At 72.8% G+C, this 22,181-nt stretch carries 26 protein-coding genes and 1 pseudogene; all 27 read left to right on the forward strand.

Annotated elements, in window-relative coordinates:
- Positions 1-49: 49 nt before the first annotated feature.
- The 27 genes and pseudogenes from ACIPVB_RS06545 to ACIPVB_RS06675 all read left to right on the forward strand — a co-directional run bounded on the left by ACIPVB_RS06545 (position 50) and on the right by ACIPVB_RS06675 (position 22,018).
- Positions 50-397 (forward strand): flagellar basal body rod protein FlgB, encoded by a 348-nt coding sequence (locus tag ACIPVB_RS06545; RefSeq protein WP_400367707.1) that lies wholly within the window; start codon positions 50-52, stop codon positions 395-397.
- Complete coding sequence (gene flgC / locus ACIPVB_RS06550) at positions 394-786, forward strand: flagellar basal body rod protein FlgC (protein WP_400367708.1); 393 nt, start codon at positions 394-396, stop codon at positions 784-786. The genes ACIPVB_RS06545 and flgC overlap by 4 nt, the downstream gene beginning before the upstream one ends.
- Positions 786-1,112: a flagellar hook-basal body complex protein FliE gene (fliE, locus tag ACIPVB_RS06555; RefSeq protein WP_400367709.1), complete on the forward strand. Its 327-nt coding sequence runs from the start codon at positions 786-788 to the stop codon at positions 1,110-1,112. Before flgC ends, fliE begins: the two co-directional genes overlap by 1 nt.
- Positions 1,113-1,126: 14 nt before the next feature.
- Entirely contained in the window at positions 1,127-2,749 is a 1,623-nt protein-coding gene (gene fliF, locus ACIPVB_RS06560; RefSeq protein ID WP_400367710.1) for a flagellar basal-body MS-ring/collar protein FliF, read from the forward strand.
- Entirely contained in the window at positions 2,746-3,837 is a 1,092-nt protein-coding gene (locus tag ACIPVB_RS06565; RefSeq protein ID WP_400367711.1) for a flagellar motor switch protein FliG, read from the forward strand. Before fliF ends, ACIPVB_RS06565 begins: the two co-directional genes overlap by 4 nt.
- A 115-nt stretch (positions 3,838-3,952) precedes the next feature.
- Complete coding sequence (locus ACIPVB_RS06570) at positions 3,953-4,579, forward strand: FliH/SctL family protein (RefSeq protein ID WP_400367712.1); 627 nt, start codon at positions 3,953-3,955, stop codon at positions 4,577-4,579.
- Entirely contained in the window at positions 4,576-5,901 is a 1,326-nt protein-coding gene (locus tag ACIPVB_RS06575; RefSeq protein ID WP_400367713.1) for a FliI/YscN family ATPase, read from the forward strand. Before ACIPVB_RS06570 ends, ACIPVB_RS06575 begins: the two co-directional genes overlap by 4 nt.
- On the forward strand, positions 5,898-6,323 hold the full coding sequence (locus ACIPVB_RS06580) for a hypothetical protein (RefSeq protein WP_400367714.1): 426 nt from the start codon (positions 5,898-5,900) through the stop codon (positions 6,321-6,323). Before ACIPVB_RS06575 ends, ACIPVB_RS06580 begins: the two co-directional genes overlap by 4 nt.
- A gap of 67 nt (positions 6,324-6,390) precedes the next feature.
- Positions 6,391-7,650 (forward strand): hypothetical protein, encoded by a 1,260-nt coding sequence (locus ACIPVB_RS06585; protein WP_400367715.1) that lies wholly within the window; start codon positions 6,391-6,393, stop codon positions 7,648-7,650.
- A gap of 11 nt (positions 7,651-7,661) precedes the next feature.
- The gene (locus ACIPVB_RS06590) at positions 7,662-8,084 is read left to right on the forward strand and encodes a flagellar hook capping FlgD N-terminal domain-containing protein (protein WP_400367716.1); all 423 of its coding nucleotides are present in this window, start codon (positions 7,662-7,664) and stop codon (positions 8,082-8,084) included.
- 23 nt (positions 8,085-8,107) lie between these two features.
- Entirely contained in the window at positions 8,108-9,271 is a 1,164-nt protein-coding gene (locus tag ACIPVB_RS06595) for a flagellar hook protein FlgE (RefSeq protein ID WP_400367717.1), read from the forward strand.
- A 108-nt stretch (positions 9,272-9,379) separates the two neighbouring features.
- On the forward strand, positions 9,380-9,595 hold the full coding sequence (locus ACIPVB_RS06600) for a flagellar FlbD family protein (protein ID WP_400367718.1): 216 nt from the start codon (positions 9,380-9,382) through the stop codon (positions 9,593-9,595).
- 1 nt (position 9,596) lies between these two features.
- Positions 9,597-10,394: a motility protein A gene (locus ACIPVB_RS06605; RefSeq protein ID WP_400367719.1), complete on the forward strand. Its 798-nt coding sequence runs from the start codon at positions 9,597-9,599 to the stop codon at positions 10,392-10,394.
- On the forward strand, positions 10,391-11,203 hold the full coding sequence (locus ACIPVB_RS06610) for a flagellar motor protein MotB (RefSeq protein WP_400367720.1): 813 nt from the start codon (positions 10,391-10,393) through the stop codon (positions 11,201-11,203). Before ACIPVB_RS06605 ends, ACIPVB_RS06610 begins: the two co-directional genes overlap by 4 nt.
- Positions 11,204-11,231: 28 nt before the next feature.
- The gene (locus tag ACIPVB_RS06615) at positions 11,232-12,125 is read left to right on the forward strand and encodes a flagellar motor switch protein FliM (RefSeq protein WP_400367721.1); all 894 of its coding nucleotides are present in this window, start codon (positions 11,232-11,234) and stop codon (positions 12,123-12,125) included.
- A complete protein-coding gene (locus ACIPVB_RS06620) occupies positions 12,122-12,781 on the forward strand; it encodes a FliM/FliN family flagellar motor switch protein (RefSeq protein ID WP_400367722.1) in 660 nt (219 codons plus the stop codon). Before ACIPVB_RS06615 ends, ACIPVB_RS06620 begins: the two co-directional genes overlap by 4 nt.
- A 2-nt stretch (positions 12,782-12,783) precedes the next feature.
- Positions 12,784-13,269 (forward strand): flagellar biosynthetic protein FliO, encoded by a 486-nt coding sequence (locus tag ACIPVB_RS06625; protein WP_400367723.1) that lies wholly within the window; start codon positions 12,784-12,786, stop codon positions 13,267-13,269.
- Positions 13,270-13,340: 71 nt separating this feature from the next.
- Complete coding sequence (gene fliP, locus ACIPVB_RS06630) at positions 13,341-14,150, forward strand: flagellar type III secretion system pore protein FliP (RefSeq protein WP_400367724.1); 810 nt, start codon at positions 13,341-13,343, stop codon at positions 14,148-14,150.
- Between the two features lie 14 nt (positions 14,151-14,164).
- Entirely contained in the window at positions 14,165-14,425 is a 261-nt protein-coding gene (locus ACIPVB_RS06635; RefSeq protein ID WP_400368199.1) for a flagellar biosynthetic protein FliQ, read from the forward strand.
- Entirely contained in the window at positions 14,422-15,183 is a 762-nt protein-coding gene (locus ACIPVB_RS06640) for a flagellar biosynthetic protein FliR (RefSeq protein WP_400367725.1), read from the forward strand. Before ACIPVB_RS06635 ends, ACIPVB_RS06640 begins: the two co-directional genes overlap by 4 nt.
- Positions 15,180-16,280 (forward strand): flagellar biosynthesis protein FlhB, encoded by a 1,101-nt coding sequence (locus ACIPVB_RS06645; protein ID WP_400367726.1) that lies wholly within the window; start codon positions 15,180-15,182, stop codon positions 16,278-16,280. Before ACIPVB_RS06640 ends, ACIPVB_RS06645 begins: the two co-directional genes overlap by 4 nt.
- 43 nt (positions 16,281-16,323) lie before the next feature.
- Positions 16,324-18,387: a flagellar biosynthesis protein FlhA gene (locus ACIPVB_RS06650; RefSeq protein WP_400367727.1), complete on the forward strand. Its 2,064-nt coding sequence runs from the start codon at positions 16,324-16,326 to the stop codon at positions 18,385-18,387.
- A gap of 88 nt (positions 18,388-18,475) precedes the next feature.
- Positions 18,476-18,655 (forward strand): annotated as a pseudogene (csrA, locus tag ACIPVB_RS06655) (carbon storage regulator CsrA); the annotation flags it as partial.
- Positions 18,656-18,823: 168 nt separating this feature from the next.
- On the forward strand, positions 18,824-19,306 hold the full coding sequence (locus tag ACIPVB_RS06660) for a flagellar protein FlgN (protein ID WP_400367728.1): 483 nt from the start codon (positions 18,824-18,826) through the stop codon (positions 19,304-19,306).
- Between the two features lie 6 nt (positions 19,307-19,312).
- Positions 19,313-20,713 (forward strand): flagellar hook-associated protein FlgK, encoded by a 1,401-nt coding sequence (gene flgK / locus ACIPVB_RS06665; RefSeq protein ID WP_400367729.1) that lies wholly within the window; start codon positions 19,313-19,315, stop codon positions 20,711-20,713.
- A 13-nt stretch (positions 20,714-20,726) separates the two neighbouring features.
- On the forward strand, positions 20,727-21,614 hold the full coding sequence (gene flgL, locus ACIPVB_RS06670) for a flagellar hook-associated protein FlgL (RefSeq protein WP_400367730.1): 888 nt from the start codon (positions 20,727-20,729) through the stop codon (positions 21,612-21,614).
- Positions 21,611-22,018: a flagellar assembly protein FliW gene (locus ACIPVB_RS06675; RefSeq protein WP_400367731.1), complete on the forward strand. Its 408-nt coding sequence runs from the start codon at positions 21,611-21,613 to the stop codon at positions 22,016-22,018. The genes flgL and ACIPVB_RS06675 overlap by 4 nt, the downstream gene beginning before the upstream one ends.
- Positions 22,019-22,181: the final 163 nt, after the last annotated feature.

Consider the following 22,181-nt stretch of genomic DNA (forward strand, 5'->3'; position numbering starts at 1 on the left):
CTCGACGAACAGCCACGGATCGGCTCGCTCTTCACCCCGGAGTGCCCCCGTGCTCGAATCCGTCACCTCCACCGCGCTGTTCAGCGCGCTCGACGCGCTCGCGATGCGCCAGCGCGCGATCGCGGAGAACATCTCCAACGTCAACACCCCTGACTACCGCGCCCAACGCGTGGACTTCGAAGACCGCCTGCGCAGCGCCGTCGACGGCGGCTCCGGCGCGGTCTCCGCGCGCATCGAACGGTCGCTGGAACCCACACGGCTCAACGGCAACAACGTGAACCTCGACACCGAGACCCTGTCGAACATCGACACGGTGCTGCGCTACCAGTTCGCCGCACAGGCGCTGAGTTCCCAAGCGGCATCCATCACCAAGGCGATCGGGCAGGCCTCGGCATGACCTTCGACACCATCGGCATCGCCGGCACCGGACTCACCGCCCACCGCAAGTGGCTCGACGCGCTCAGCGACAACATCGCCAACGTCAACACCGCCACCCCGGCGGGACAGGACATGTTCCGCGAGAAGCTCGTCACGGTCGCCGCGGGCGAGCAGAGCCCCGGCGTCTACGTCACCGGCGTGCAGCAGTCCACGGCCGAGGGCCGACTGGTCTACGAGCCCGACCACCCCTACGCCGACGACAAGGGCTACGTGCAGTACCCCAACGTCGACCTGGGCGAGCAGATGAGCATGCTCATCCTCGCCCAGCGCGGCTACCAGGCGAACGCGGCGGTGGTCGATCGGGCCAAGACCACGTACGAGGCCGCCCTGCAGATCGGACGCAGCTGATGAGCACCCCCCTCGACCCCGTCGCGGCGATGAGTGTCGGCGGCCTCAGCCCGCTCAGCTTCGAGCGGGCCGCGCCCGCCGCCGACGGTGACGCGAGCGCGACCGCCGCCCCGTTCGCCCGGTCGCTCAGCGCCGCCGTCGAGAACCTGCAGCAGCTGCAGTCAACCTCGAACGAACTCGCCGTGCGCGCCGTCACCGGCGACCTCGACGACATCCACCAGGCCACGATCGCCTCGGCGCGTGCCGGGGTGACGCTGGACCTGATGGTCGCCGTGCGCGACCGCGGGGTCGCCGCGTTCACCGAGATTATGCGGATGCAGGCCTGAGCGTGCCCGCGATCGTGACCTCGCTGCTCGAGCGGACCAAGAGGGTCGTCGGGGGCTTCAGCGTCGCCCAGCGCACCATCGCCGTCATCGGCGCGGCGCTGCTGGTGATGGGGGCCATCGCCCTGGGCAGCTGGCTGACCAAACCGCAGATGAGTCCGCTGTTCACCGGGCTGAGCGCCCCCGACGCCTCGGCCGTCGTGGAGCAGCTCAAGTCCGCCGGGGTGGCGTACGAACTGACCGAGGGCGGTGCCACCGTCCTCGTGCCCGACGCCGAGGTGTACCCGCAGCGGCTCGCGGCGGCCGCCGCGGGCCTGCCCAGCGACACCACCGGCGGCTACACCCTGCTCGACAAGATGGGCGTCACCGCGAGCGAGTTCCAGCAGTCGGTCACCTACAAGCGGGCCATCGAGGGCGAGCTCGCCCGCACGATCGGTGCGATGGCGGGGGTCACCGCGGCATCCGTCCAGCTGGCCATCCCCGAAGAGAGCGTGTTCGTGGCCGAGGCGCGCCACCCCACCGCGTCGGTGTTCGTCAAGACGCAGGGCGGTGCCACCCTGACCGAAGATCAGGTCGCCGCGATCGTGCACCTCACCAGCGCGGCGATCCCCGGGATGACGCCCGAGGACGTCGCGGTCACCGACCAGGCCGGAAAGGTGCTCGCGGCGGTGGGGACGGGACTGACCGGCTCGGCCGGATCGCAGGCGAACGAGTACGAGGCGAAGGTGGCAGCCTCGGTCACCTCGATGCTCGAGCGGATCGTGGGACCGGGAAACGCCACCGTCAGCGTCTCGGCCGACCTCGCCACCTCCACCTCGGAGCGGATGGACGAGACCTACACCGCGCCCGAGGGCGGAGTGAGCACCTCGGAGCAGACCAAGACCGAGAAGTCCACCGGCGGGGAGGGCCAGGGCGCCGGGGTGCTGGGACCCGACAACATCGCGGTGCCGGGCGCCGGGGGCGCCGCGACCGTGGAGACCTCGGAGGCCACACGCAGCAACGCCGTGAACAAGTCGACCGAGAAGACCACCACCCCCGCCGGACGCCTGACCCGCCAGACGATCAGCATCGCTCTGGATCGCGCCGCGGTCACCGGGGTCACCGCGCAGCAGGTGCAGGCGCTGGTGTCGGATGCCGCCGGCGTCGACGCGGCCCGGGGCGACGCCGTGACGGTGGAGTTCGTGGAGTTCAGCCAGTCGGGGGCGGACGCGGCCGCCGCGGCGCTGCAGGCCGCCGAGGCCGAGCAGGCCCGGCAGGCGCAGGCCGAGATCCTGCGCTCCGGCATCATCGGCGCCTCGATCGTGCTCGCCGCGCTCATCCTGGTGATCGCGCTGCTGATCCGCCGCCGGATGAAGAGGCGCACTCTCTACACCGAAGAGGGACCCATCGAGTACCTCTCGACCCTGACCGAGACCGAGGAGCAGAAGCTCAAGACCCTCAAGGGCCTGGCCGACCCGATCGCCCTGCCCGCGGCGCCGCCCACCCGGGTGCTGCCGACGCTGCTCGACGTCGAGGAACAGCCCGAGACCCCGCAGGTGCTCGTCGAACGTCACCGCCGTGACGTGGAGCAGCTCGCCCGCGCCGATCCCTCCACCGCCGCGCAGGCGCTGGCGCGCATGATGGACGAGGCCCTCGCGTGAGCCTGCTCGGTCCTCGGCCGACGGTGCAGGATGCCGTAGCACCCGACGTGACGCCGGAGGCGGCCACCGAGGTGCTCTCGGTACCGGTCGCGCCCCTGTCGGGGCTGCGGCGGGCCGCGATCGTCATGCTCACCCTCGACCGCGAGGTCGGTGCCGAGGTGCTGCGCCACCTCGGCGAGACCCGCGCCGAACTGCTGGCCGCGGAGCTCACGCAGCTCGGCGACGTCGACACCGCCGCGATCGCCACCGCGCTCGCCGACTTCGGCCGCATCGCGTCGGGGGGCACCACGGTGGGCCGCGGCGGACAGGAGGCCGCGACCGGTCTTCTCGAGACCGCATTCGGTCGGGAGAAGGCCGTCGGGATGGTCGGGCGCGTTCTGACGCAGGGCGTGGTGTCGTTCAAGTTCCTCGACAGCGTCGACGCGGGGCACCTGGCGACCCTCCTGGACGGGGAGATGCCCACGACCGTGGCCGTCGTCCTGGCCAACCTGCGGGCCGACCGTGCCGCGGCCGTGCTGGCGGCCCTGCAGGACCCGCAGCGCACCGACGTCGCCCAGGCCATCGCGACGCTCGGGGCGGCCTCGCAGGACGCCATTGCCGTGGTCGCGGACTCGCTGCGCGCCCGCACCGGCGTGTTTGGGCTGCGCGATGCGCACGAGCCCGTGGGCGGGGTGCAGCCGCTCGTCGACATCATCAACCGCTCCGACACCGTGCTCGAGAAGGCGCTCCTCGCCGGTCTCGAGGACCGCGACCGTCTGCTCGCCGAAGAGGTGCGCAGCCGCATGCTGACCTTCGCCGACATCGCGCGCCTCGAGGACCGCGACGCCCAGCGCGTCCTGCGCGGCATCGACCTGCGTGTGCTCGCCCTGGCCCTCAAGGGCGCCGACCCGCAGATCGCCGAGGTGATCCGCCGGAACATGACCGAACGCAATCGCGAGAACCTCGACGAAGAGGCATCAGCTCTGGGGCCGGTGCGCGTGCGTCAGGTGGACGAGGCGCGGGCCGAGGTCGTGCGCGTCATCCGCGAACTCGAGGCCGCCGAAGAGATCACGATCTCGCGAGAGGACGAGGACGAACTCGTCGACTGAGACCGCCGCGCGCGGTTACCGGCCGCCGCGGTCGTCGCGATAGTCGGAGGCGAGCACGGATCGCTCGTCGAGGAGGCCACGGATCGGCTTCGCCACACGTCCCTGGGTGATAGCCGTGACCGATTCCGCCTTCGCGCCGCTGGTTCCGCCGCGCATCGGCGATGCCGCCGCTGACCCCCGCGCGGCCGCCGAGCGGGCCCGGGCGCGCGGATACGCCGACGGTTTCGCCCGCGGCAGCCGCGAGGCCCGCGACGAACGCGATCGGCTGCTGCAGCAGGCGCGCGAGGACGCCGACCGCGATGCCGCCGGCCAGCGGGAGGCGGTGCGCACGGCGCTCGCCGCGTTGCAGCACGCCCGTGCGCGGTGGGACGAGGCGGTCGCCGGTCTCGTGCGCACCGACGCCGAGCGCGTGGAGCGCGCGGCGATCGAGCTTGCCGAGGTGATCCTGGGCGCGGAACTGTCGGATGCCGCCCGCTCGGCCGCCCACGCGCTGCGCCGCGCCGCGGCCGCGGCCCCGGGGGGCGAGGACGTGCGCGTGCTGCTGCACCCGCGCGACGCGCGGATCGTGGTCGACGCCCCTTCGGCGAGCGGGATCGCGGGTTTCGAGATCGCCGCGTCGGACGAGGTCGACCCCGGCGGAGCCCTCGTCGAGCTGCGCGAGGGCCGGATCGACGCCCGCATCGACGCGGCCCTCGACCGCGCCCGCGCGGCCCTCGACGACGACGAGGACGGTCCCGCGTGACGGCCCCCACCCCCGCGTGGCGGCGCGCCCTGGACGCCGCACGCCCGGAACGCACCGGCGTGGTGACGGCGGTGGCGGGACTGGGGCTCGAGGTGACCGGCATCCCCGCCGCCATCGGCGAGCGCGTGCGCATCGCGACCGCGACCGCACGGCCGATCGAGGCCGAGGTCGTCGCCGTCGACGGCGCGAGCGCGCGCTGCATGCCCCTGGGGCCGGTGGCGGGCATCCGGGCCGGGGCCCGCGTGCACCGCACGGGCCAGCCGTTCCGGGTGCCGACCGGTGCGGGGCTGCTCGGACGGGTGCTCGATGGGACCGGTCGTCCGCTCGACGGCGGGGGAGCCCTGCGCTCGTCCGGGTCGGTCGCCCTGGCCCACGACGCGCCCAGCGTCCTCGGCCGTCGCCGCATCGATCGCCAGCTGGGGCTGGGGGTGCGCGTGCTCGACACGATGACCCCCGTCGGCATCGGCCAGCGCTTGGGCTTGTTCGCCGGATCGGGCGTGGGCAAGTCGTCTCTGCTGTCGATGATCGCGCGCGGGGCGAGCGCCGACGTCACGGTCATCGCGCTGGTGGGCGAGCGCGGCCGCGAGGTGCGCGAGTTCCTCGAGGACGACCTGGGTCCCGAGGGGCTCGCGCGGTCGGTGGTGGTCGTCGCGACGTCGGATCAGCCGGCGATGGCGCGCCTGCGCGCCGCCTTCGTCGCCACGCGCATCGCCGAGGACTTCCGCGCGGGCGGGAGCGAGGTGCTGCTGATGATGGACTCGCTCACGCGCGTGGCGATGGCCCAGCGCGAGATCGGTCTGTCGGCGGGGGAGCCGCCCGCCACCCGCGGGTACCCGCCCTCGACGTTCTCGGTGCTCGCCTCCCTTCTCGAGCGCGCCGGCACGGGCCCGACGGGATCGATCACGGGTCTGTACACCGTGCTCGTCGACGGCGACGACCACAACGAGCCGATCGCGGACGCGGCGCGCGGCATCCTGGACGGCCATGTCGTGCTCGATCGGCGTTTGGCCGTGCGCGGGCACTTCCCCGCGGTGGACGTGCTCGGTTCGGTCTCGCGGGTCATGGGCAAGATCACCTCGGACGAGCAGCGCCGACGCGCGGTCGTCCTGCGCCGCGTGCTCGCCGCCCGTCGTGACGCCGACGACCTCATCGACATCGGCGCGTACACCCCCGGGGCGAACCCCCTGGTGGATGCCGCCCTGGCGCACCGCGAGCCGATCGAGCGCTTCCTCACCCAGGCGATCGACGACCCCACGACGTCAGCGGACTCGTGGGGACGGCTCGCCGCCCTGACCGACACCTTCGGAGGACTGCCCGCATGACTTTTCCCCTCTCGGGCTTGCTGCGCGTGCGCGGCGTGCAGGAGCGCGTCGCGGCGCAGGACCTCTCTCGCGCCCGTGCCGACGAGGCCGCGGTCGCCGCCGCCCGTCACGAGACCGCGTCGAGCCTGGCCGCCCTCGCCCCCGCGATCGACGAACCCGGCACGCTCCTGGCGTTGGCTGCGGCGCGATCGGCGGGGCAGGCCGCCCTGGCCGACCTGCAGACGCTTCTGCAGGTGCGCCGCGATGAGGTCGCCGCGGCCGAGGCCGTGCACGTGCGCGCCCGCCGCGACCTCAAGGGCCTGGAGCGTCTCGAGAGCACGCATCGCGACCGCGAGGGCGAGGGTCGCCTGCGCGCGGAGCAGAACGCCCTCGACGAGATCGCGACCACCCGCGCCGCCCCGACGCCCGCGAGCGGCGCATGAGCGGCGCCTTTCGCGGGGATGTCGCGCGTGTCCACGCCGCGCGGCAGCATGCCGCGGGGGAGGCCGTATGAGCACCGCCGTCCGCGCCCCGGGCGCGCAGCCGGGAACCCCCGGGCAGGGTGTGCGCGCACCGGTATCGGCGGATCCCGCGGGACCCGCGTTCGGCGACCGTCTGCGGCGCGCGCTGTCGGAGCTGTCGAGCGTCGCGGATCGCCGGAGAGCGGATGCCGATCGCCCCGCGTCCGACGAGCTCCCGACCGGAACCGGCACCACCTCGGCGGGGGTTCCGCGCGAGGCGCGCCCGGCAGCGGCGGGGACGGACCCGGCGACCGCGAGCACGGGCCCCGACGTGGCGACGGTCGTGGCGACGGAGCTGCTGCTCCCGGCCCCGCCGACGGCTCTGGGCCCGGTCCCGTCCCCGGCCGCGACGCCGGCCCCCGCGGAGCCCGCCGGGCCCGGCGCAGCGGGCGTCGAGTCCGCATCGACTCCGCCGTCCGCCCCGGCCACGGCATCCCCGGCGATGGCGACGACCACCGCGCTCGCGTCGACCCCGGCGACCCCCGCGGCCGCGACACCCCCTGCGCTCGCGACGCCCCCGGCGACCGTGCCGACCCCCGCGTCGCCCGTCGTGGCGGGGCCGCCGTCGAGCGGAAGGGCCGCGGCCGGCGAGGCGTCCGCCGGGGCCCCGGCGTCGCCGGACGGGGCCGCCGTCCGCGCACCGGACCGCGCGGCGGCGTCTTTCGCGCTCGGCGCGCTCCCCGACGCTCCCGTCGGGACGGACGCGCCCCCCATGCCGGCCCGCGCCGAGACCCCACCGTCGGGCGCGATCCCGTCGACCCCCCTCCCGCCGACGCCGGTGGCGACCCCGGCCGCCCCCGCCGAGCCCACGCCCCGCGCGATCGCCGCGCAGGTCGTCGCCCCGCTGCTGCGGTTGGCGCAGCTGCCCGAGGGCGCGCACCGCCTGACGCTCGTGGTCGCCCCCGAGTCGGTCGGGCCGATCACGCTGCGCGCCCACATCGGCGCGGGCGGCGACGTCCGCATCGAGCTGCTGACCGCCACCGACCTCGCGCGCGACGCCCTGCGGGCCATGCTCGGCGAGCTGCGCCGCGACCTGGCCGTCATCGCGCCGACCGCGCACGTGGCGATCGGCGGCGGGGGCACGGCATCCGACACCTCCGCCCACCACCCGGGGACGCAGGACTCCGCCCCCGACTCCCGCGAACGCCGCACCCCGAGCGCCTCCGCGCAGCCCGCCGCCGCCCTCTCGCCCTCGGCCCCCTCGCGCGCGACCACCGCGCCCGGCGGCCGGCTCGACATCATCGCCTGAAAGGACCGCCCATGTCCGTCGACGCCGTCTCGGCCTCCTCGACCTCGCTCGTCAGCGGGGCCACCGCCCCCGCCGCGCCCAAGAAGGCGCTTGACGCCGATGCGTTCATGAAGCTGCTCGTGACCCAGCTGACCAACCAGGACCCGTCCACCCCCATGGACACCAACCAGATGATCTCGCAGACCACTCAGCTGGCGATGATGGAGCAGCTCACCACGCTCAGCCGCACCGGAACCGAGGCCTTCGCCCTCGACATGCGCCAGACCGCCGCCTCGCTGCTCGGTCGCCAGGCGGGCTACCTCGACGCCAACGGCGCCCCGGCGACGGGCGTCGTGACCGCGGCATCCTTCGACGGACCCGTCCCCCAGCTCACGATCGGCGGCGCCACCGTCGCCCTCGACGCCCTCACCTCCCTCCGCACCGCCTCGGCCTGACCCTTTCGACGAAAGAGACCCTCATGCTCCGCTCGCTCTTCTCCGGCATCTCCGGACTCCGCTCGCACCAGACGATGCTCGACGCCACGGGCAACAACATCGCCAACGTCAACACCGCCGGCTTCAAAGGCTCGTCCGTGCTGTTCGAGGACTCGCTGTCGCAGGTGGTCGCGGAGGCGGGGATGCCGGCGGGCGAGGTCGGCGGCCGCAATCCCGCCCAGGTGGGGCTGGGGGTGCAGGTGGGCGGCATCCGCACCACCTTCGCCCAGGGTGCCGCGCAGACCACGGGTCGCAGCGGCGATCTGATGATCCAGGGCGACGGCTTCTTCGCGGTGCGCTCGGCCGGCGAGACGCTCTACACCCGGGCGGGCGGGTTCTCGTTCGACGGCGCCGGGCGCATGGTCTCGGCCGACGGCTCGCTCGTCCAGGGGTGGACGGCGCAGAACGGCGTGGTCAACCCCGGCTTGGCGACCGGCGACATCTCGATCCCGCGCGGACTGATGTCGCCGGCGCGTCCCACCACCGCCACGACCGTGACGGGCAACCTGCCCTCGACGGCGGCCGTGGGCGACCGGGTCGTGCGCGACATCCAGGTGTTCGACGCGCAGGGCGCGGCGACCACCCTGAGCCTGACCTTCTCGCGCACCGCCGCGGGCTGGGACGTCACCGAGCCCGTGAGCGGGGCGAGCGGCACGATGGCGTTCGCCGACGGTCGGCAGACGACGCCCCTCACTCTCGCCGCCGGCGGCGTCACCGTCGACCTCACGGCGGTCACGGGCTTCGCGGGAGTGTCGACGGTGGCGATCACCGCGCAGAACGGCGCCGCGGCCGGGACGCTGAAGTCGTACACGATCACGAGCGACGGCACGGTCGTCGGCACCTTCGGCAACGGCCGCACCGAGACCCTCGCCAAGGTCGCGCTGGTCACCTTCGCCAACGCCGAGGGACTCGAGAAGGCCGGGGGCACCGCCTTCCGCGCGACGGTGAACAGCGGCGCCGCCCAGGTCGGGGAGGCCAGTCGCGCCGGCTTCGGCTCGCTGCTGTCGGGGGCGCTCGAGATGAGCAACGTCGACCTGTCGCAGGAGTTCACCAACCTGATCGTCGCCCAGCGCGGCTTCCAGGCGAGCGCCCGCATCATCACCACCAGCGACGAGGTGCTGCAGGAGCTCACCAACCTCAAGCGCTGACCTCGGGGCGCGAGCCCCGCCGGTACGACGCGATCCGCCCGGGTTACCGGCGGGGGCCCGCGTCGCGATAGTCGCCACCGCCCCCGTATCGAAAGCCGAGTCCGTCCGATGATCACGCTCACCCGCCTCGACCGCACGCGGTTCGCGGTGAACCCCGATCTGATCGAGCGGGTGCACGAGGCGCCCGACACGACCCTGCACATGGTCGACGGACGCGTCTACAACGTCGAGGAGAGCCTCGACGAACTCATCGCCCGCATCGTTGCGTACCGCGCGCGCGTGCTGGCCGAGGCCGCGGCGTTGACCGCAGCGAACGGGGTCTGAGGTGGATTTCGCGTTCATCGCCGGCGTGGTGATCGCCTTCGGCGCGCTCTACGCGATGATCACGATGGAGGGCGCCCACCTCAGCGCCCTCTTCCTGCCGGCGCCGATGATCCTGGTGCTCGGTTCGACCATCGGCGTGGGTATCGCCAGTCACACGGTCAAAGACGCCCTGTCGGCCTTCGGGTCGCTCGGGGCGATGGTGCGCGGGCCCCGCTCGACGCCGGCCTCGGTCATCCCGCTCCTCGTCGGCTACGCCGAGAAGGCGCGCACCGAGGGACTGCTGCGCCTCGAGGACGAGCTCGACGGCGCCCCCGACGAATACACGCGGCGCGCCGTCCAGGCCCTCGCCGACGGAGTGGATGCCGAAGACCTGCGCACCCTGATGGACGACGAGATCGTGGCGGTGGCCGGCCGCCGACGCATCGCCTCGAAGTTCTTCGCGGCCCTCGGCGGATACGCCCCCACGATCGGCATCGTCGGCACCGTCGTCTCGCTCACCCACGTGCTCGAGAACCTCGACAAGCCCGACGAGCTGGGCCACATGATCGCCGCCGCCTTCGTGGCGACGCTGTGGGGCCTACTTTCGGCCAACTTCCTGTGGAACCCCATCGCGGGTCGCCTGTCGCGCATGGCCGCGCTCGAGCAGGAGCGGATGACGCTGGTGTGCGAGGGGATCCTCGCGATCCAGGCGGGCAGCCCGCCGCGTCTGCTGGAGGAGCGCCTGCTCGCTCTCACCACTTACAAGCCGGGCAGGAAGCGCGCCGCCCCCGCCGCCGCCCCGGCGGAGGATCCGGCGTGAGCATCGCGCGGCGCGCGCGGGGCCGAGGGCACGAGGACGACGGGCACGACGAGCCCGACGAGCGGTGGGCCGTGTCGTACGCCGATATGGTGACGGTGCTGATGTGCCTGTTCATCGTCCTCTACGCCGTGTCGGTCGTCGACGAGACCAAGTACGAGCAGTTGAAGAACGGCCTGGCCGCGGCGTTCGGCCAGTCCCCGACCGAGGGCGGGGGAGACCTCACCGAGGGTCTCGTCATCCCCCCGGAACTGCTCGCCGAGGACGGGGTGCGCGACGTGGCCGTGCGCGCGGCGGAAGAAGTGGACGGGATGCAGAGACTGCGCGAGCAGCTCATCGACGCGCTCGCGACCCAGGGGTTGCAGGACACCGTCGACTTCGTCATCGACGAGCGGGGACTGAAGATCGGCCTGGTCGGGGCCGAGACCTTCTTCGCCGACAACCGCGCGGATCTGTCCGACAAGGCGGACACGGTGCTCGACCTCGTCGGCGATGTGTTGTCGGCGGCGGGCAACCCGATCAGCATCGAGGGGCACGCCGACCATCGCGCGGCGGCGGCGCCGTACGACAGCAACTGGGAGCTCAGCAGCAGTCGCGCCACGAAGGTGGCCCGCTTCCTCGTCGAGCACGAGGGCATCGCCGGCTCCCGCGTGCAGGCGGTCGGCTTCTCGGACCAGAGGCCGCTGGTGGAGGGCGACAGTGCCGATGCCCTGGCGGCGAACCGCCGCGTCGACATCGTCGTCGAATCCACCGAGCAGGAACAGGTGCGGGGTCTCATCCCCGGTCTGGTGAGCGCGAGCTCGGGCGGCTGAGACTCGTGATCATTCCAAGGAGGACACCGTGACCGCCGTCGTCCGTGACGATCCCCTGCGCCGATACCCGGCCTACGACTTCCGTCGACCCGCCCAACTGGGGCGGGAGCACGCGCGCCACCTGGAGGCGGCGTTCGAGACGTTCGCTCGACAGTGGGCCTCGCACCTGACCGCCAAGGTGAGGATGCGCACGCACCTGGTGCCGCGCGGCGTGGAGGTGGTGTCGTATCAGGAGTACGCCGACACGTTGCCGGCGACCACCGCGATGGTGGCCGGCTCCACGGCGGATCGCGAGGAGCCCTGCGTCATGCAGATCGGCCTGGACGACGCGCTGATGTGGGTCGTGCAGATGCTCGGCGGCAGGACCGCCGCACCGATCGAGCCGCGCCCGCTCACCCCGATCGAGTCGGCGCTGATCCTCCAGCTCATGCAGGAGGGCTTCGCCCTGCTCAGCACGTGCCTGGGGTCGCTGCTGCCGGGGCCGGTGACCTACTCGGGGCTGCACTACACCCCGCAGTACCTCCAGGTCATCTCGCCCGGTGAGGCCGTGATCGTGGCGCGCTTCGACCTGCGCGTGGGCGAGTCGCGTTCGACCACGACGGTCATGCTGCCCACCGCCGTCGTCGTCGACCAGCTGGCCGAGACCGACCGCGGCGCCGCCGCCGCCCCGCGCCGTGGCCGGGCCGCCGACCACGTGCAGCGCACCCCCTTGGACGTCACGCTGCGGGTGACGCCGCGCGTCATCGCCGCGGGCGAGGTCCTCGATCTCGCCCCGGGCGACCTGTTGCGCTTCGCCCACCCCGAGACCACGCCGCTCGAATTCGTCGTCGGGACGACCCCCGTCGCCCGCGCCGTCGCCGGGGCGCAGGGCTCGCGCCTGGCCTGCACGATCACCGCCATCCCCGAGGAGACCCGCCGATGACCACGTTCCACGCCAACGCCATGGCCGCCGCGGTGGCCGCGACCCTCCCCTTCGCCTTCCCCGTGCTGCCCACGGCGTCCTCGGATCCGGGTGCGACGGGGCGCGCGATCGCGGTCGCCTTCACCGGCACCCCCGGAGCGACGATCGCGGTGCAGGTGGCCGAGCCCGACGCGCTCGACGACGGCTCCGTCGGCGTCCCGCTCGCGGACCGGCTGCATCCCGTGTTCGAGGCGGCGGTGGCCGTGCTCGGCACCGGCGCGCTCGGCGACGGCGAAGAGGTCGAGGCCGCGGGGGTGTTCACGGTCGCCGGCGCGCAGGTGTTCGATTTCGTCGACGCCGACGGCCGGATCGTCGCGCGCGCGGCCATCCGCATCGACGACCCCGTCGTCGCCTCGCGCACCGCCGGACCCACCCGTCTCAGCCGCATCGCCGGCGTCGAGATGGAACTGGTCGTCGAGATCGGTCGCACCCGCATGGCCGTGCGCGATGTGCTGAACCTCGAGCCCGGCCGCGTCGTCGAACTCGACCGGGCCGCCGGCTCGCCCGCCGACATCACCCTGAACGGACGCTTGATCGGCTACGGCACGGTCGTCGTCGCCGACGGTGATTTCGCGGTGCGCGTGGAGCGCATCATCGACACCGTCGACGGGGAGTGAGCGTGGACGAGGCACTGCAGCTGCTGCGCGCGGCCGTCTCGCTCGCCGCCGTCCTGGGGTTGCTGGTGTGGCTCAGCAGGCGTCTGAAGACGGGTCAGGCCGCGGGCCGCGGTCCTCTCGCCGCCCTCGTCCCGCGCCGCCTCGGCCGCCTCTCGTCGGCGCTCGGGTGGGTGCGCGGTGGCGCGCAGCCCGCGGCACCCCGCGAGGAGCGGATCACCCTGGTCGCGCGCACCTCGCTCACGCCCAAGGCGCAGCTCGTGGTTGCCGAGTTCGGCGGCATCCGTTACGTCCTCGGGGTGAGCGACAAGGGCGTCGACGTCGTCGACACGCAGGAGGTCGAGGCCGCGGACGCCCCCGCCGAGCCGCGGGCCCTCGTCGTCGTGCCCGATGAACGGGATGCCGCGGCGCCCGCGCGTCGGCGCGGTGTCGACCTCGACGACCCGCCGTCGCTGCGCGCGGGTTACCGGGCGCGTTCGGCGTCGCGATAGTCGCGGGGGAGCACGGATCGCTCGCACCCCGGCTACGGATCGGCCTGGACCCCCACCCCGAGAGCGTCGTCGTGCCCCCCACCGCCTTCGTCACCGCGCCGTCGCGCGCGAACGGGCGTCGACGCCGTCGCACCCGGGCGGTGCAGGTGCTGGCGGCGGTGCTGCTGGTAGGCCTGCTCGACGCGGTCACCGCTCACACGGCCTCCGCGTCCACCGGGGGCATCAGCGTCAACGGGATCAACGGCACGCCGTCCGACAGCATCACGACGCTGCTGGGGATCACCGTGCTCAGCGTCGCCCCGGCGCTGCTGCTGATGATGACGAGCTTCACCAAGATCTTCGTGGTGCTCGCCCTCACCAGAAACGCGCTCTCGCTGCCCTCGATCCCGCCCAATCAGGTGCTGGCGGGGCTCAGCCTTTTCCTCACCCTGTTCATCATGTGGCCCGTCCTGACCGACATCAACCAGGCCGCGGTGACCCCGTTCACCGCGGGGCAGATCGACTTCGGCCAGGCGTTCGACGCCGCCCAGCAGCCCCTGCGCACGTGGATGCTGCACTTCACGCGCGAGGACGACATCGCCCTCATGCTCCGCGCGGCCCGCATGGACAACCCCGAGGGGCCCGACGGCATCCCCCTGTACACCCTGATCCCGGCGTTCATGCTCAGCGAATTGCGGGCCGCGTTCGTGATCGGGTTCATCGTGTTCGTGCCGTTCCTCATCATCGATCTGGTGGTCTCGAGCGCGCTGATGTCGATGGGCATGATGATGCTGCCGCCGGTGATGATCTCTCTGCCGTTCAAGATCCTGCTGTTCCTGCTCGTGGACGGGTGGGGCCTGGTGATCACCTCTCTGGTGCAGTCCTATCGGGTGGCGACGTGAACCCCGCCTCGGTGATGGACATCGGGCTGGAGGCGCTGGTGCTCGCGGCGAAGCTCAGCGCCCCGCTGCTGATCACGGCGCTAGTGGTGGGGTTCGCCATCTCGCTGCTGCAGTCGATCACGCAGGTGCAGGAGATGACGATCTCGTTCGTGCCGAAGCTGCTCGCGGTGGGGGTGGCGCTGCTGGTGTGCGGCAACTGGATGATCGCCGAGACGGTGACCTTCACGCACGAGCTGTTCGCCCGCATCCCGAGCCTGCTGGGCGGCGGCGCGTGAACCTCGCGGTGGACTTCCGCTGGCTGGAGGCCACGGCCCTCGCCGTCGTGCGCATCACCGCGTTCCTCGTCGTCGCCCCGCCGTTCCATCACGGCGCGATCCCGCTGCGCATCCGCGCGATGCTGGGGGTGGGCCTGGGCCTCGCGGTGTCTCCCGCGGTGGTGCCCGGCTACGAGCGACTCGGCACCGGGGGCTTCCTCTTCGCCGCCGCCGGTCAGGTGCTGGTGGGGACGCTGCTGGGGTTCCTGGTGCTGGTGGTCTTCAGCGCGATCCAGAGCGCGGGCTTCCTCGTCGACACCTTCGGCGGGTTCCAGCTCGCGCAGGCCTTCGACCCGGGCATGAACGTCAACGGCGCGCAGTTCACCCGTCTGTTCCAGATGACGGCGATCCTGCTGCTGTTCGCCTCGCAGGGGTATCAGCTGGTGCTGGGCGGGCTGTTCCGCTCGTTCGACGCGGTCCCGGTGTCGGGGGTGATCGACCTCGCGCGTCCGGCCGAGGTGCTGACGGGCGCTGTCGGTCAGATGCTGGTGAGCGCGGTGCAGATCGCCGGGCCCTTGCTGATCGTGCTGTTCCTGGCCGACGTCGGCCTCGGGCTGGTGTCGCGCGTCGCCCCCGCGCTGAATGCCTTCGCCCTCGGCTTCCCCCTCAAGATCGCCCTGACGCTGGTGCTGGTCGGGTTCGTGTTCGCGGCTCTTCCCGCCGTGGTCGCGTCGCTTGCCGATGACGCCGCCCAGGTGCTGATCGGGGTGACCCGATGAGCGCCGACGCGGGGGAGCGGAGCGAGAAGGCGACGCCCGAGCGCCTGCGCCGCGCGATCCGCAAGGGCCAGATCGGCCGCAGCCAGGACCTCACCGCTTGGGTCGCCGTGGGCGCCGCGGCGGTCATGACCCCGGCCACGATCGACGCCGCCACGCGGGTCCTGACCGAGCGGATGCTGGCCATCCGGGCCGCCGCGCGCGATCCCGATCCTTCTCGCGCGGTCGAGGCCATGGCGGGGGCGATCACCACGGTGGGCGGCGTCCTCCTGCCGCTGCTGGTGGTGGTGCTGGTGGCCGCGACCGTTGCGGCGGTGGCGCAGGGGGGCGTGCGCGTGCGCGGCATCCCGATGCGCTTCGAGCAGTTCGACCTCGCGGCGGGGGTCGCCCGCACCTTCGGCAAGGCGGCGCTGTGGGAGGGGCTCAAGGCGCTGCTGAAGACCGCGGCGATCGGGGCGGCGCTGTGGGTCGTGGTGGCCGGTCTCGTGCCCGTGCTCATGGTCAGCGGTCGGCACGCCGTCGGGTGGTTGATTCAGATCGCGGGGGGCGGGGTCGCGACGCTGCTGCAGGTGGCGGTGGCGGTCGGTCTGGTGCTGGCCGCGGTCGACGTCGCCGTGGTCATCCGGCGCAATCGCCAGCACACCCGCATGACCAAGCAGGAGGCGCGCGACGAGCACAAGAAGAGCGAGGGCGACCCGCTCATCCGATCGCAGCGGCGGGCGCGGCAGCTGGCGGTGAGCCGCAACCGCATGATCGCCGCCGTCGGCGACAGCGATGTCGTGCTGCTCAACCCCACGCACGTCGCGGTGGCGCTGCGGTACGAGCCGGGCCGCTCCGCTCCGCGCGTGGTGGCGAAGGGGGCGGGCGTCATCGCGCAGAAGATCCGCGAGCGCGCCGAGGACGCCGGGGTGCCGATGGTGCGCGACATCGTCCTGGCCCGCGCCCTGCACGCCGCCGTCGAGGTGGGGCACGAGATCCCCGAGCACCTCTACACCGCCGTCGCCCAGGTGCTCGCCTTCGTGCAGCACCTGCGGGCGCGCGGATCCGGGCGCGGTACGCACACCATGCCCCCCGACGCCCTGCTCGGACGCGGTCTGTGAACTGCGTCGAGCGCCATCCCCGCCAGTCGAGAGAACGGATGCGATGATCGCCCACCTGCTGTCCAAGGCGGCCGTCCCGGTGGGCGTCGTCGGGATCATCCTGCTGCTCATCGTGCCGGTGCCCGCGCCCCTGCTCGATGTGCTGATCGTGGCGAATATCGCCTTCGCGCTGCTCATCCTGCTGACGGCGATGTTCGTGACCAAGCCGCTGGACTTCTCGGTCTTTCCGAGCCTGCTGCTGGTGGCGACGCTGTTCCGCCTGGGCCTGAACGTCGCCTCGACCCGCCTGATCCTCAGCGAGGCGCACGCGGGACAGGTGATCGCCGCCTTCGGGCAGATTACGATCAGCGGCTCGCTCGTGATCGGCGCGGTGATCTTCTTGATCCTCGCCGTCATCCAGTTCGTCGTGGTCACCAAGGGTGCTGAGCGCGTGGCCGAGGTGGGGGCGCGCTTCACCCTGGATGCCATGCCCGGCAAGCAGATGGCGATCGACGCCGATCTCAACGCCGGTCTGATCACCGACGACCAGGCCCGGTCGCGGCGTGCCGAGGTGGCGGCCGAGTCCGACTTCTACGGCGCGATGGACGGTGCCAGCAAGTTCGTCAAGGGCGACGCGATCGCGGGCATCGTCATCCTCGTCATCAACTTCGCCGGCGGCATCGTCATCGGCATGACGATGCACGGGTTGGCGGTCGACGAGGCGATCGAGACCTACAGCCTGCTGACGATCGGCGACGGCCTGGTGACCCAGATCCCGGCGCTGCTGATGGCGGTGTCCACGGGCATGATCGTCACGCGCGAGAACGCCGATTCCGAGCTCGGCCGCGCGGCGGGACGCCAGCTGCTGCAGTCGCGCAACGCGCTGATCATCACCGCGGTGGCGGCCCTGGGCATGGGGCTGATCCCCGGCATGCCGTTCCTCGCGTTCGCGGCGGTGGGCGTAGGGCTGTTGTTCGCGGCATCCCGGGTCAAAGCCGGCGCCGACCGCGCCGCCGCCGACGAGGCCCTCGTCGAGGCGGAGCGCGCGCACGAGGCGGCCAGTGTGGAGCGGCCGGACGATCTGATGGACCGGATGCGGGTGCACGCGCTGGAGATCTCGCTCGCTCCCGACATCGTCGACCTCGCCGCCGGGGGACAGGGGGACCTGCTGGCGCGGGTGAAGGCATTGCGACGCAAGATCGCCCTCGACGTCGGCACGCTCATGCCGCCGGTGCGCACGCGCGACAACATCGAGCTGCCGGCCGAGACGTACGCGATTCTCGTCGCCGGCGTCGAGGCGGGTCGGGGTCTCGTGCCGCGCGGGCACATGCTGGCTCTGGGGACGGGATTGGATGCCGTGCCCGGCACGAGCGTGACCGATCCGGTGTTCGGGCTCGAGGGCAAGTGGGTGCGCACCGAGATGTCGCACGCCGCGGATCTGGCGGGGGCGACGGTGATCGACCGCGCGAGTGTGATCATCACCCACCTGTCGGACATCGTGCACGCCCACGCCGCGCGACTGCTCTCGCTCGAGGACGTGCGTCAGCTCACCGAGCACCTCAAGCAGTCCAATCCGGCCGCGGTGGACGAGCTCACCCCCGCGCTGGTGCCGCTCGCGGTCGTCCAGCGCGTGCTGGCGGGGCTGTTGGCAGAGCGGGTGGCGATCAACGATCTGGGGCGGATCTTCGAGGCGCTCGCGCTGCGCGCGAAGACGACCACCGAGATCCCCTCGCTGGTGGAGGCCGCGCGTACCGCCCTCGGTCCGGCGGTGGCGGCGCGCTTCGCCCGCGACGGACGCCTGCGGGTGGTGATGTTCGACGCGGGTCTCGAGCAGCAGATGCTCGAGGGTCTGCGTCATGTCGAGGGACGCACGCAGATCGTGCTGAGTCCCGAGGCGACCATGCAGCTGCTCGAGGGGGTGCGCCGCACCGTGGCCGCCGTCGACGCCGCGGGGGCCGAGCCGGTGCTGGTGTGCGCCCCGTCGTTGCGCGCCGCGGTGCGCACCCTGACGGCGGGACAGGCGGGAGGGATGCCGATCCTGTCGTACGACGAGGCGGCGATCGGCGGCTTCGCGACCGACGTGGTGGGCGTGGTCCGCCTCGAGCAGAACGCGCTGACCGCCCCCTGAGGGGCTGCGAAAACGCTCGTGATCGAGCGGAAAGGTATATTCGGGGGAGGACGGCGCTCAGCGCGAGCCACGGAAGGCGACCACACACATGCTCGTACTCACTCGACGCCCGAACGAGAGCATCCTGATCGGCGACGACGTCACGGTCACGATCCTCGGGGTGACCGCCACGGGCGTGCGCATCGGCATCGACGCTCCGCGCGACACGCGCATCCACCGCAGCGAGATCGTCGTGGCGGTGGCCGGCGAGAACACCGAGGCCCTGTCGGCATCCCGTTCCGAGAGCGCGCAGGACGCGCTGCTGTCGGTGCTGCGCGGCGGCGGCGCCCGCTAGCGCCGGCGGACCCGCGGGTTACTCCCGCGCGGCCTCGTCGCGATAGTCGGTCCCGTGGTGGGCGGACCCGCCACGGACTCGATATCCGAACGAGGTGATGTGGTGGCCGCGACCGATCTGAGCGTGCATCTGCTGCGCCAGCGGGAGCTGATGGAGCTCCTGCTGTTCAAGCTCGAAGAGCTCGAGATGCTGGTGACCACGGGGCGTACCCGGTGGGTGCGTCACGCCAGCGCGGAGGTCGAGCGCGTGATTGAGGCGATCGGCGCCGGCGCCCTCGCGCGCGACGGCGTGTTCGTCGAAGTCGCCCGGGAATGGGGTGTGCCCGAGGCGATGACCCTGCGGGAACTCGTCGAGGTCGCCCCGGGGGAGGCCTGGCGCGAGGTCATGCAGTCGCACCTGGAGGTCATGACGCAACTGGCCGACGAGATCGCGCAGAAGAGGTCGGCCGTCGACCGGCACCTGCGCACGGCGCTGCGCGTCACCCAAGAGACCATCGCCGGCCTCGGTGAGCCGACGGGGGAGTACGCCGCGACCGGGTCACGGCTGACCGCGCCGTCCTCGCGACTGCTCGACGTGCAGGTCTGACCTGCGATGTCCACCTTCTCGGGACTCCAGGTCGCCGCGTCGGGCCTTGCCGCGGCGCGCGCGGGCATGAACCTCACCGGCCAGAACATCGCGAACGAGACCACGCCGGGCTACACCCGCCAGCGTCTCGAGCAGACGGCGGTGTCGCCGGCGGGCACCGCGAGCGCGTGGGCCCGCGGCATCGGCGGCGGCGTGTCCATCGACGGCGTCGCGCGCCTGGGGGACGAGATCCTCGACGCCCGCGTGCGCGACGCGCTGTCGGCATCCGGGCTCTGGTCGGTGCGCGCGGCGGCGGCCGCGGCGGTCGAGAAGAGCACGGCGGAACCGTCGACGGACGGCCTGTCCGCGGGTCTCGGCCGTTTCTGGGCGGCATGGTCGGATCTGGCGAACACCCCCGAACCGGCCACGGCCCAGGTCGTCCTCACCGACGCCGGTGCCCTTGCGGCGCGGATCGCGGCCGGGTACGACGAGGTCGCCGGGCAGTGGTCGGCGACGCGCGACCAGCTCGATCGCGACGTCGCCGCCGTCAACGTCACCGCCGCCCAGGTGGCGGCGCTGAACGGTCAGATCCGCTCGGCCCTGCAGTCCGAGCGGGGGGCGAACGAGCTCATCGACCAGCGCAACCTCCTCGCGCAGAAACTGTCGGCCGCGGTGGGGGCGACGGGCCGTGTCGAGGACGACGGCACGATGACCCTGCGCGTGGACGGCAACGCCCTGGTCGCCGGCGACACGAGCCGATCTCTGTCGGTCTCCGGACCGCGCGACATGACCACCGCGGGTCCCATCACGCTCGCGTGGGTCGACCGCCCCGACCTTTCGCTCGCGCTGACCGGCGGCTCGGTGGGCGGCACGATCGGCGTGCTCGCCCCCGCCGCGGAGCAGGGCACGCTCGCGGTGGCCGCCCGCGCCTACGACGAGGTGGCGGTGTCGCTCGCGCAGGCCGTGAACGAGGTGCACCGCGGCGGTCGCACCGCGAGCGGTGTCGCGGGCGGCGACGTCTTCACCTTCGCCGCCGGAGTCCCCGCGGCCCGCGGGCTGCGCGTGGCGATCACCGCCGTCGATCAGCTGGCCCTGTCCGCGCCGGGCGCGGGCCCGAAAGACACCTCGGTCGCAGACCGCCTCTCGCAGCTGGACACGTCGACGACGGGACCCGACGCCGCGTGGTCGCGGTTCGTGGTCGGTTTCGGCGTCTCGGTGGCCGGTGACCTGCAGCGCGCGGATGCGGCCGACCGCGCGGCGATCGCCGCCCTCTCGGGGCAGCAGTCGACGGCATCCGTCGACGGTGACGAAGAGACCATCACCCTGCTCACCTACCAGACGGCGTATCAGGCCGCCGCGCGCGTGCTGACCGCCGTCGACGAGGCCCTCGACGTCCTCATCAACCGTGTCGGCCTGGTCGGCCGCTGACTCCGGAGGCGACATGCTCTCGCGCATCACCAGCAGCACGATCAGCCAGCAGGCCGTGCGCACCCTGCAGGCGGGGCTCGCCGAACGCGCCAAGCTCCAGGACCAGGCCGCCTCGCAGCGGGCCATCCGCACCCCGAGCGACGATCCCGCCCGGGCGGCGACCATCCTGAATGTGCACGGCGAGCAGGCCCGCACCGCGCAATACGCCCGCAACATCACCGACGCACTGGCGTGGGCCGGATCCGCCGACACCGCCCTGGCGGCGAGTGCCGACCTGCTCGCCCGCGCGCGCGACCTCACGGTGCAGGGCGCGAACTCCGGTGCGCTCAACCCGGCGGCGCGAGAGGCCATCGCCGCGGAGCTCGACAGCCTCGGGCGCGAACTGCTGTCCAAGGCCGACACCACCCTGCTCGGGCGCACGATCTTCGCCGGGACGACGGATGCCGGCACCGCCTTCGACCCGGACACCTTCGCGTTCCAGGGCGTTCCCGCGGCCTCGGTCGAGCGTCGCGTCGGGGCGAACGAGAAGGTGCGCGTCGACCTCGACGGCGCCGAGGTGTTCGGCGAGGGGACCACGAGCGTCTTCGCGACGTTGAAGGGCATCGCCGCAGACCTCCGCGCGGGCGCCGCGGTCGCCCCCCGGCTCGCGCAGCTCGACGCGCACGTGTCCGACCTCGCGGCCGCGCGGGGCGCCATCGGGGCTCGTACGGCGCAGATCGAGCGCGCCTCCGCCGCCAACGCCTCCGCCGCGGTCGATCTCGAGGCGCGCCGCGTCGAGGCCGAGAACGTCGACACCGTCGAGGTGTACGTCGCCCTGCAGGCCGCCGAGCTCGTCTACCAGTCCGCCCTGCAGGTCACCGCCAAGAGCCTGCAGGCCACCCTCCTGGAGTTCCTGCGATGACAATCGTGCCCACCCTCACCGGTCTCGACGTCGAGTTCGTGCGGTCGTTGCCGGGCCTGGGTCCCGTGACGTCGTTCCGCCTCGACCGCATCGAGGGCGCCGACGGCCTGTACGCGCTGCGTGCCGTGGCCGAGCAGCTCCGACTCTTCCTCGTGGACGCGGCGGTCGCGGCATCCGGATACTCCCCTCCGGTGACCGACGAGATGGCGGACGAGGTCGGCGCCCCGGCCGACGAGCTGCGCGTCTTCGTGGTGGCCAACCCCTCGGACGAGGGCGTCACGCTCAACCTGCGCGCTCCGGTGCTCATCGACGTGCAGTCGGGCCGCGCGAGCCAGGTCATCCTCGACGACACCTCCTACCCCCTGCGCGCACTGCTGGGCAGCCCGGTGTCCGAGCGGGACTGAGCGCGGACGACGTCACATTCGCAGAACAGGGATGCCGCCCACCCCGCCCGGGCGATAGGATCTCCCCGAATACGAGCAGAAACCGACCGTCCCCGCGACCCGAAAGCGGGGTTCTCGCCCACCCGAAGGGCGAGGTGGTCGGGCCCCGCCCGACGTCGCATGG

It is taken from the genome of Microbacterium sp. NPDC090007, from assembly GCF_044748345.1.
Classification (GTDB): domain Bacteria; phylum Actinomycetota; class Actinomycetes; order Actinomycetales; family Microbacteriaceae; genus Microbacterium.

What these genes read in the sequence shown, in the direction of transcription:
- flgC (WP_400367708.1), top strand. Translation starts at nt 394, where the DNA reads ATGACCTTCGACACCATCGGCATCGCCGGCACCGGACTCACCGCCCAC.
- fliE (WP_400367709.1), top strand. Translation starts at nt 786, where the DNA reads ATGAGCACCCCCCTCGACCCCGTCGCGGCGATGAGTGTCGGCGGCCTC.
- ACIPVB_RS06580 (WP_400367714.1), top strand. Translation starts at nt 5,898, where the DNA reads ATGACTTTTCCCCTCTCGGGCTTGCTGCGCGTGCGCGGCGTGCAGGAG.
- ACIPVB_RS06585 (WP_400367715.1), top strand. Translation starts at nt 6,391, where the DNA reads ATGAGCACCGCCGTCCGCGCCCCGGGCGCGCAGCCGGGAACCCCCGGG.
- ACIPVB_RS06590 (WP_400367716.1), top strand. Translation starts at nt 7,662, where the DNA reads ATGTCCGTCGACGCCGTCTCGGCCTCCTCGACCTCGCTCGTCAGCGGG.
- ACIPVB_RS06595 (WP_400367717.1), top strand. Translation starts at nt 8,108, where the DNA reads ATGCTCCGCTCGCTCTTCTCCGGCATCTCCGGACTCCGCTCGCACCAG.
- ACIPVB_RS06600 (WP_400367718.1), top strand. Translation starts at nt 9,380, where the DNA reads ATGATCACGCTCACCCGCCTCGACCGCACGCGGTTCGCGGTGAACCCC.
- ACIPVB_RS06620 (WP_400367722.1), top strand. Translation starts at nt 12,122, where the DNA reads ATGACCACGTTCCACGCCAACGCCATGGCCGCCGCGGTGGCCGCGACC.
- ACIPVB_RS06635 (WP_400368199.1), top strand. Translation starts at nt 14,165, where the DNA reads ATGGACATCGGGCTGGAGGCGCTGGTGCTCGCGGCGAAGCTCAGCGCC.
- ACIPVB_RS06645 (WP_400367726.1), top strand. Translation starts at nt 15,180, where the DNA reads ATGAGCGCCGACGCGGGGGAGCGGAGCGAGAAGGCGACGCCCGAGCGC.
- ACIPVB_RS06650 (WP_400367727.1), top strand. Translation starts at nt 16,324, where the DNA reads ATGATCGCCCACCTGCTGTCCAAGGCGGCCGTCCCGGTGGGCGTCGTC.
- flgK (WP_400367729.1), top strand. Translation starts at nt 19,313, where the DNA reads ATGTCCACCTTCTCGGGACTCCAGGTCGCCGCGTCGGGCCTTGCCGCG.
- flgL (WP_400367730.1), top strand. Translation starts at nt 20,727, where the DNA reads ATGCTCTCGCGCATCACCAGCAGCACGATCAGCCAGCAGGCCGTGCGC.
- ACIPVB_RS06675 (WP_400367731.1), top strand. Translation starts at nt 21,611, where the DNA reads ATGACAATCGTGCCCACCCTCACCGGTCTCGACGTCGAGTTCGTGCGG.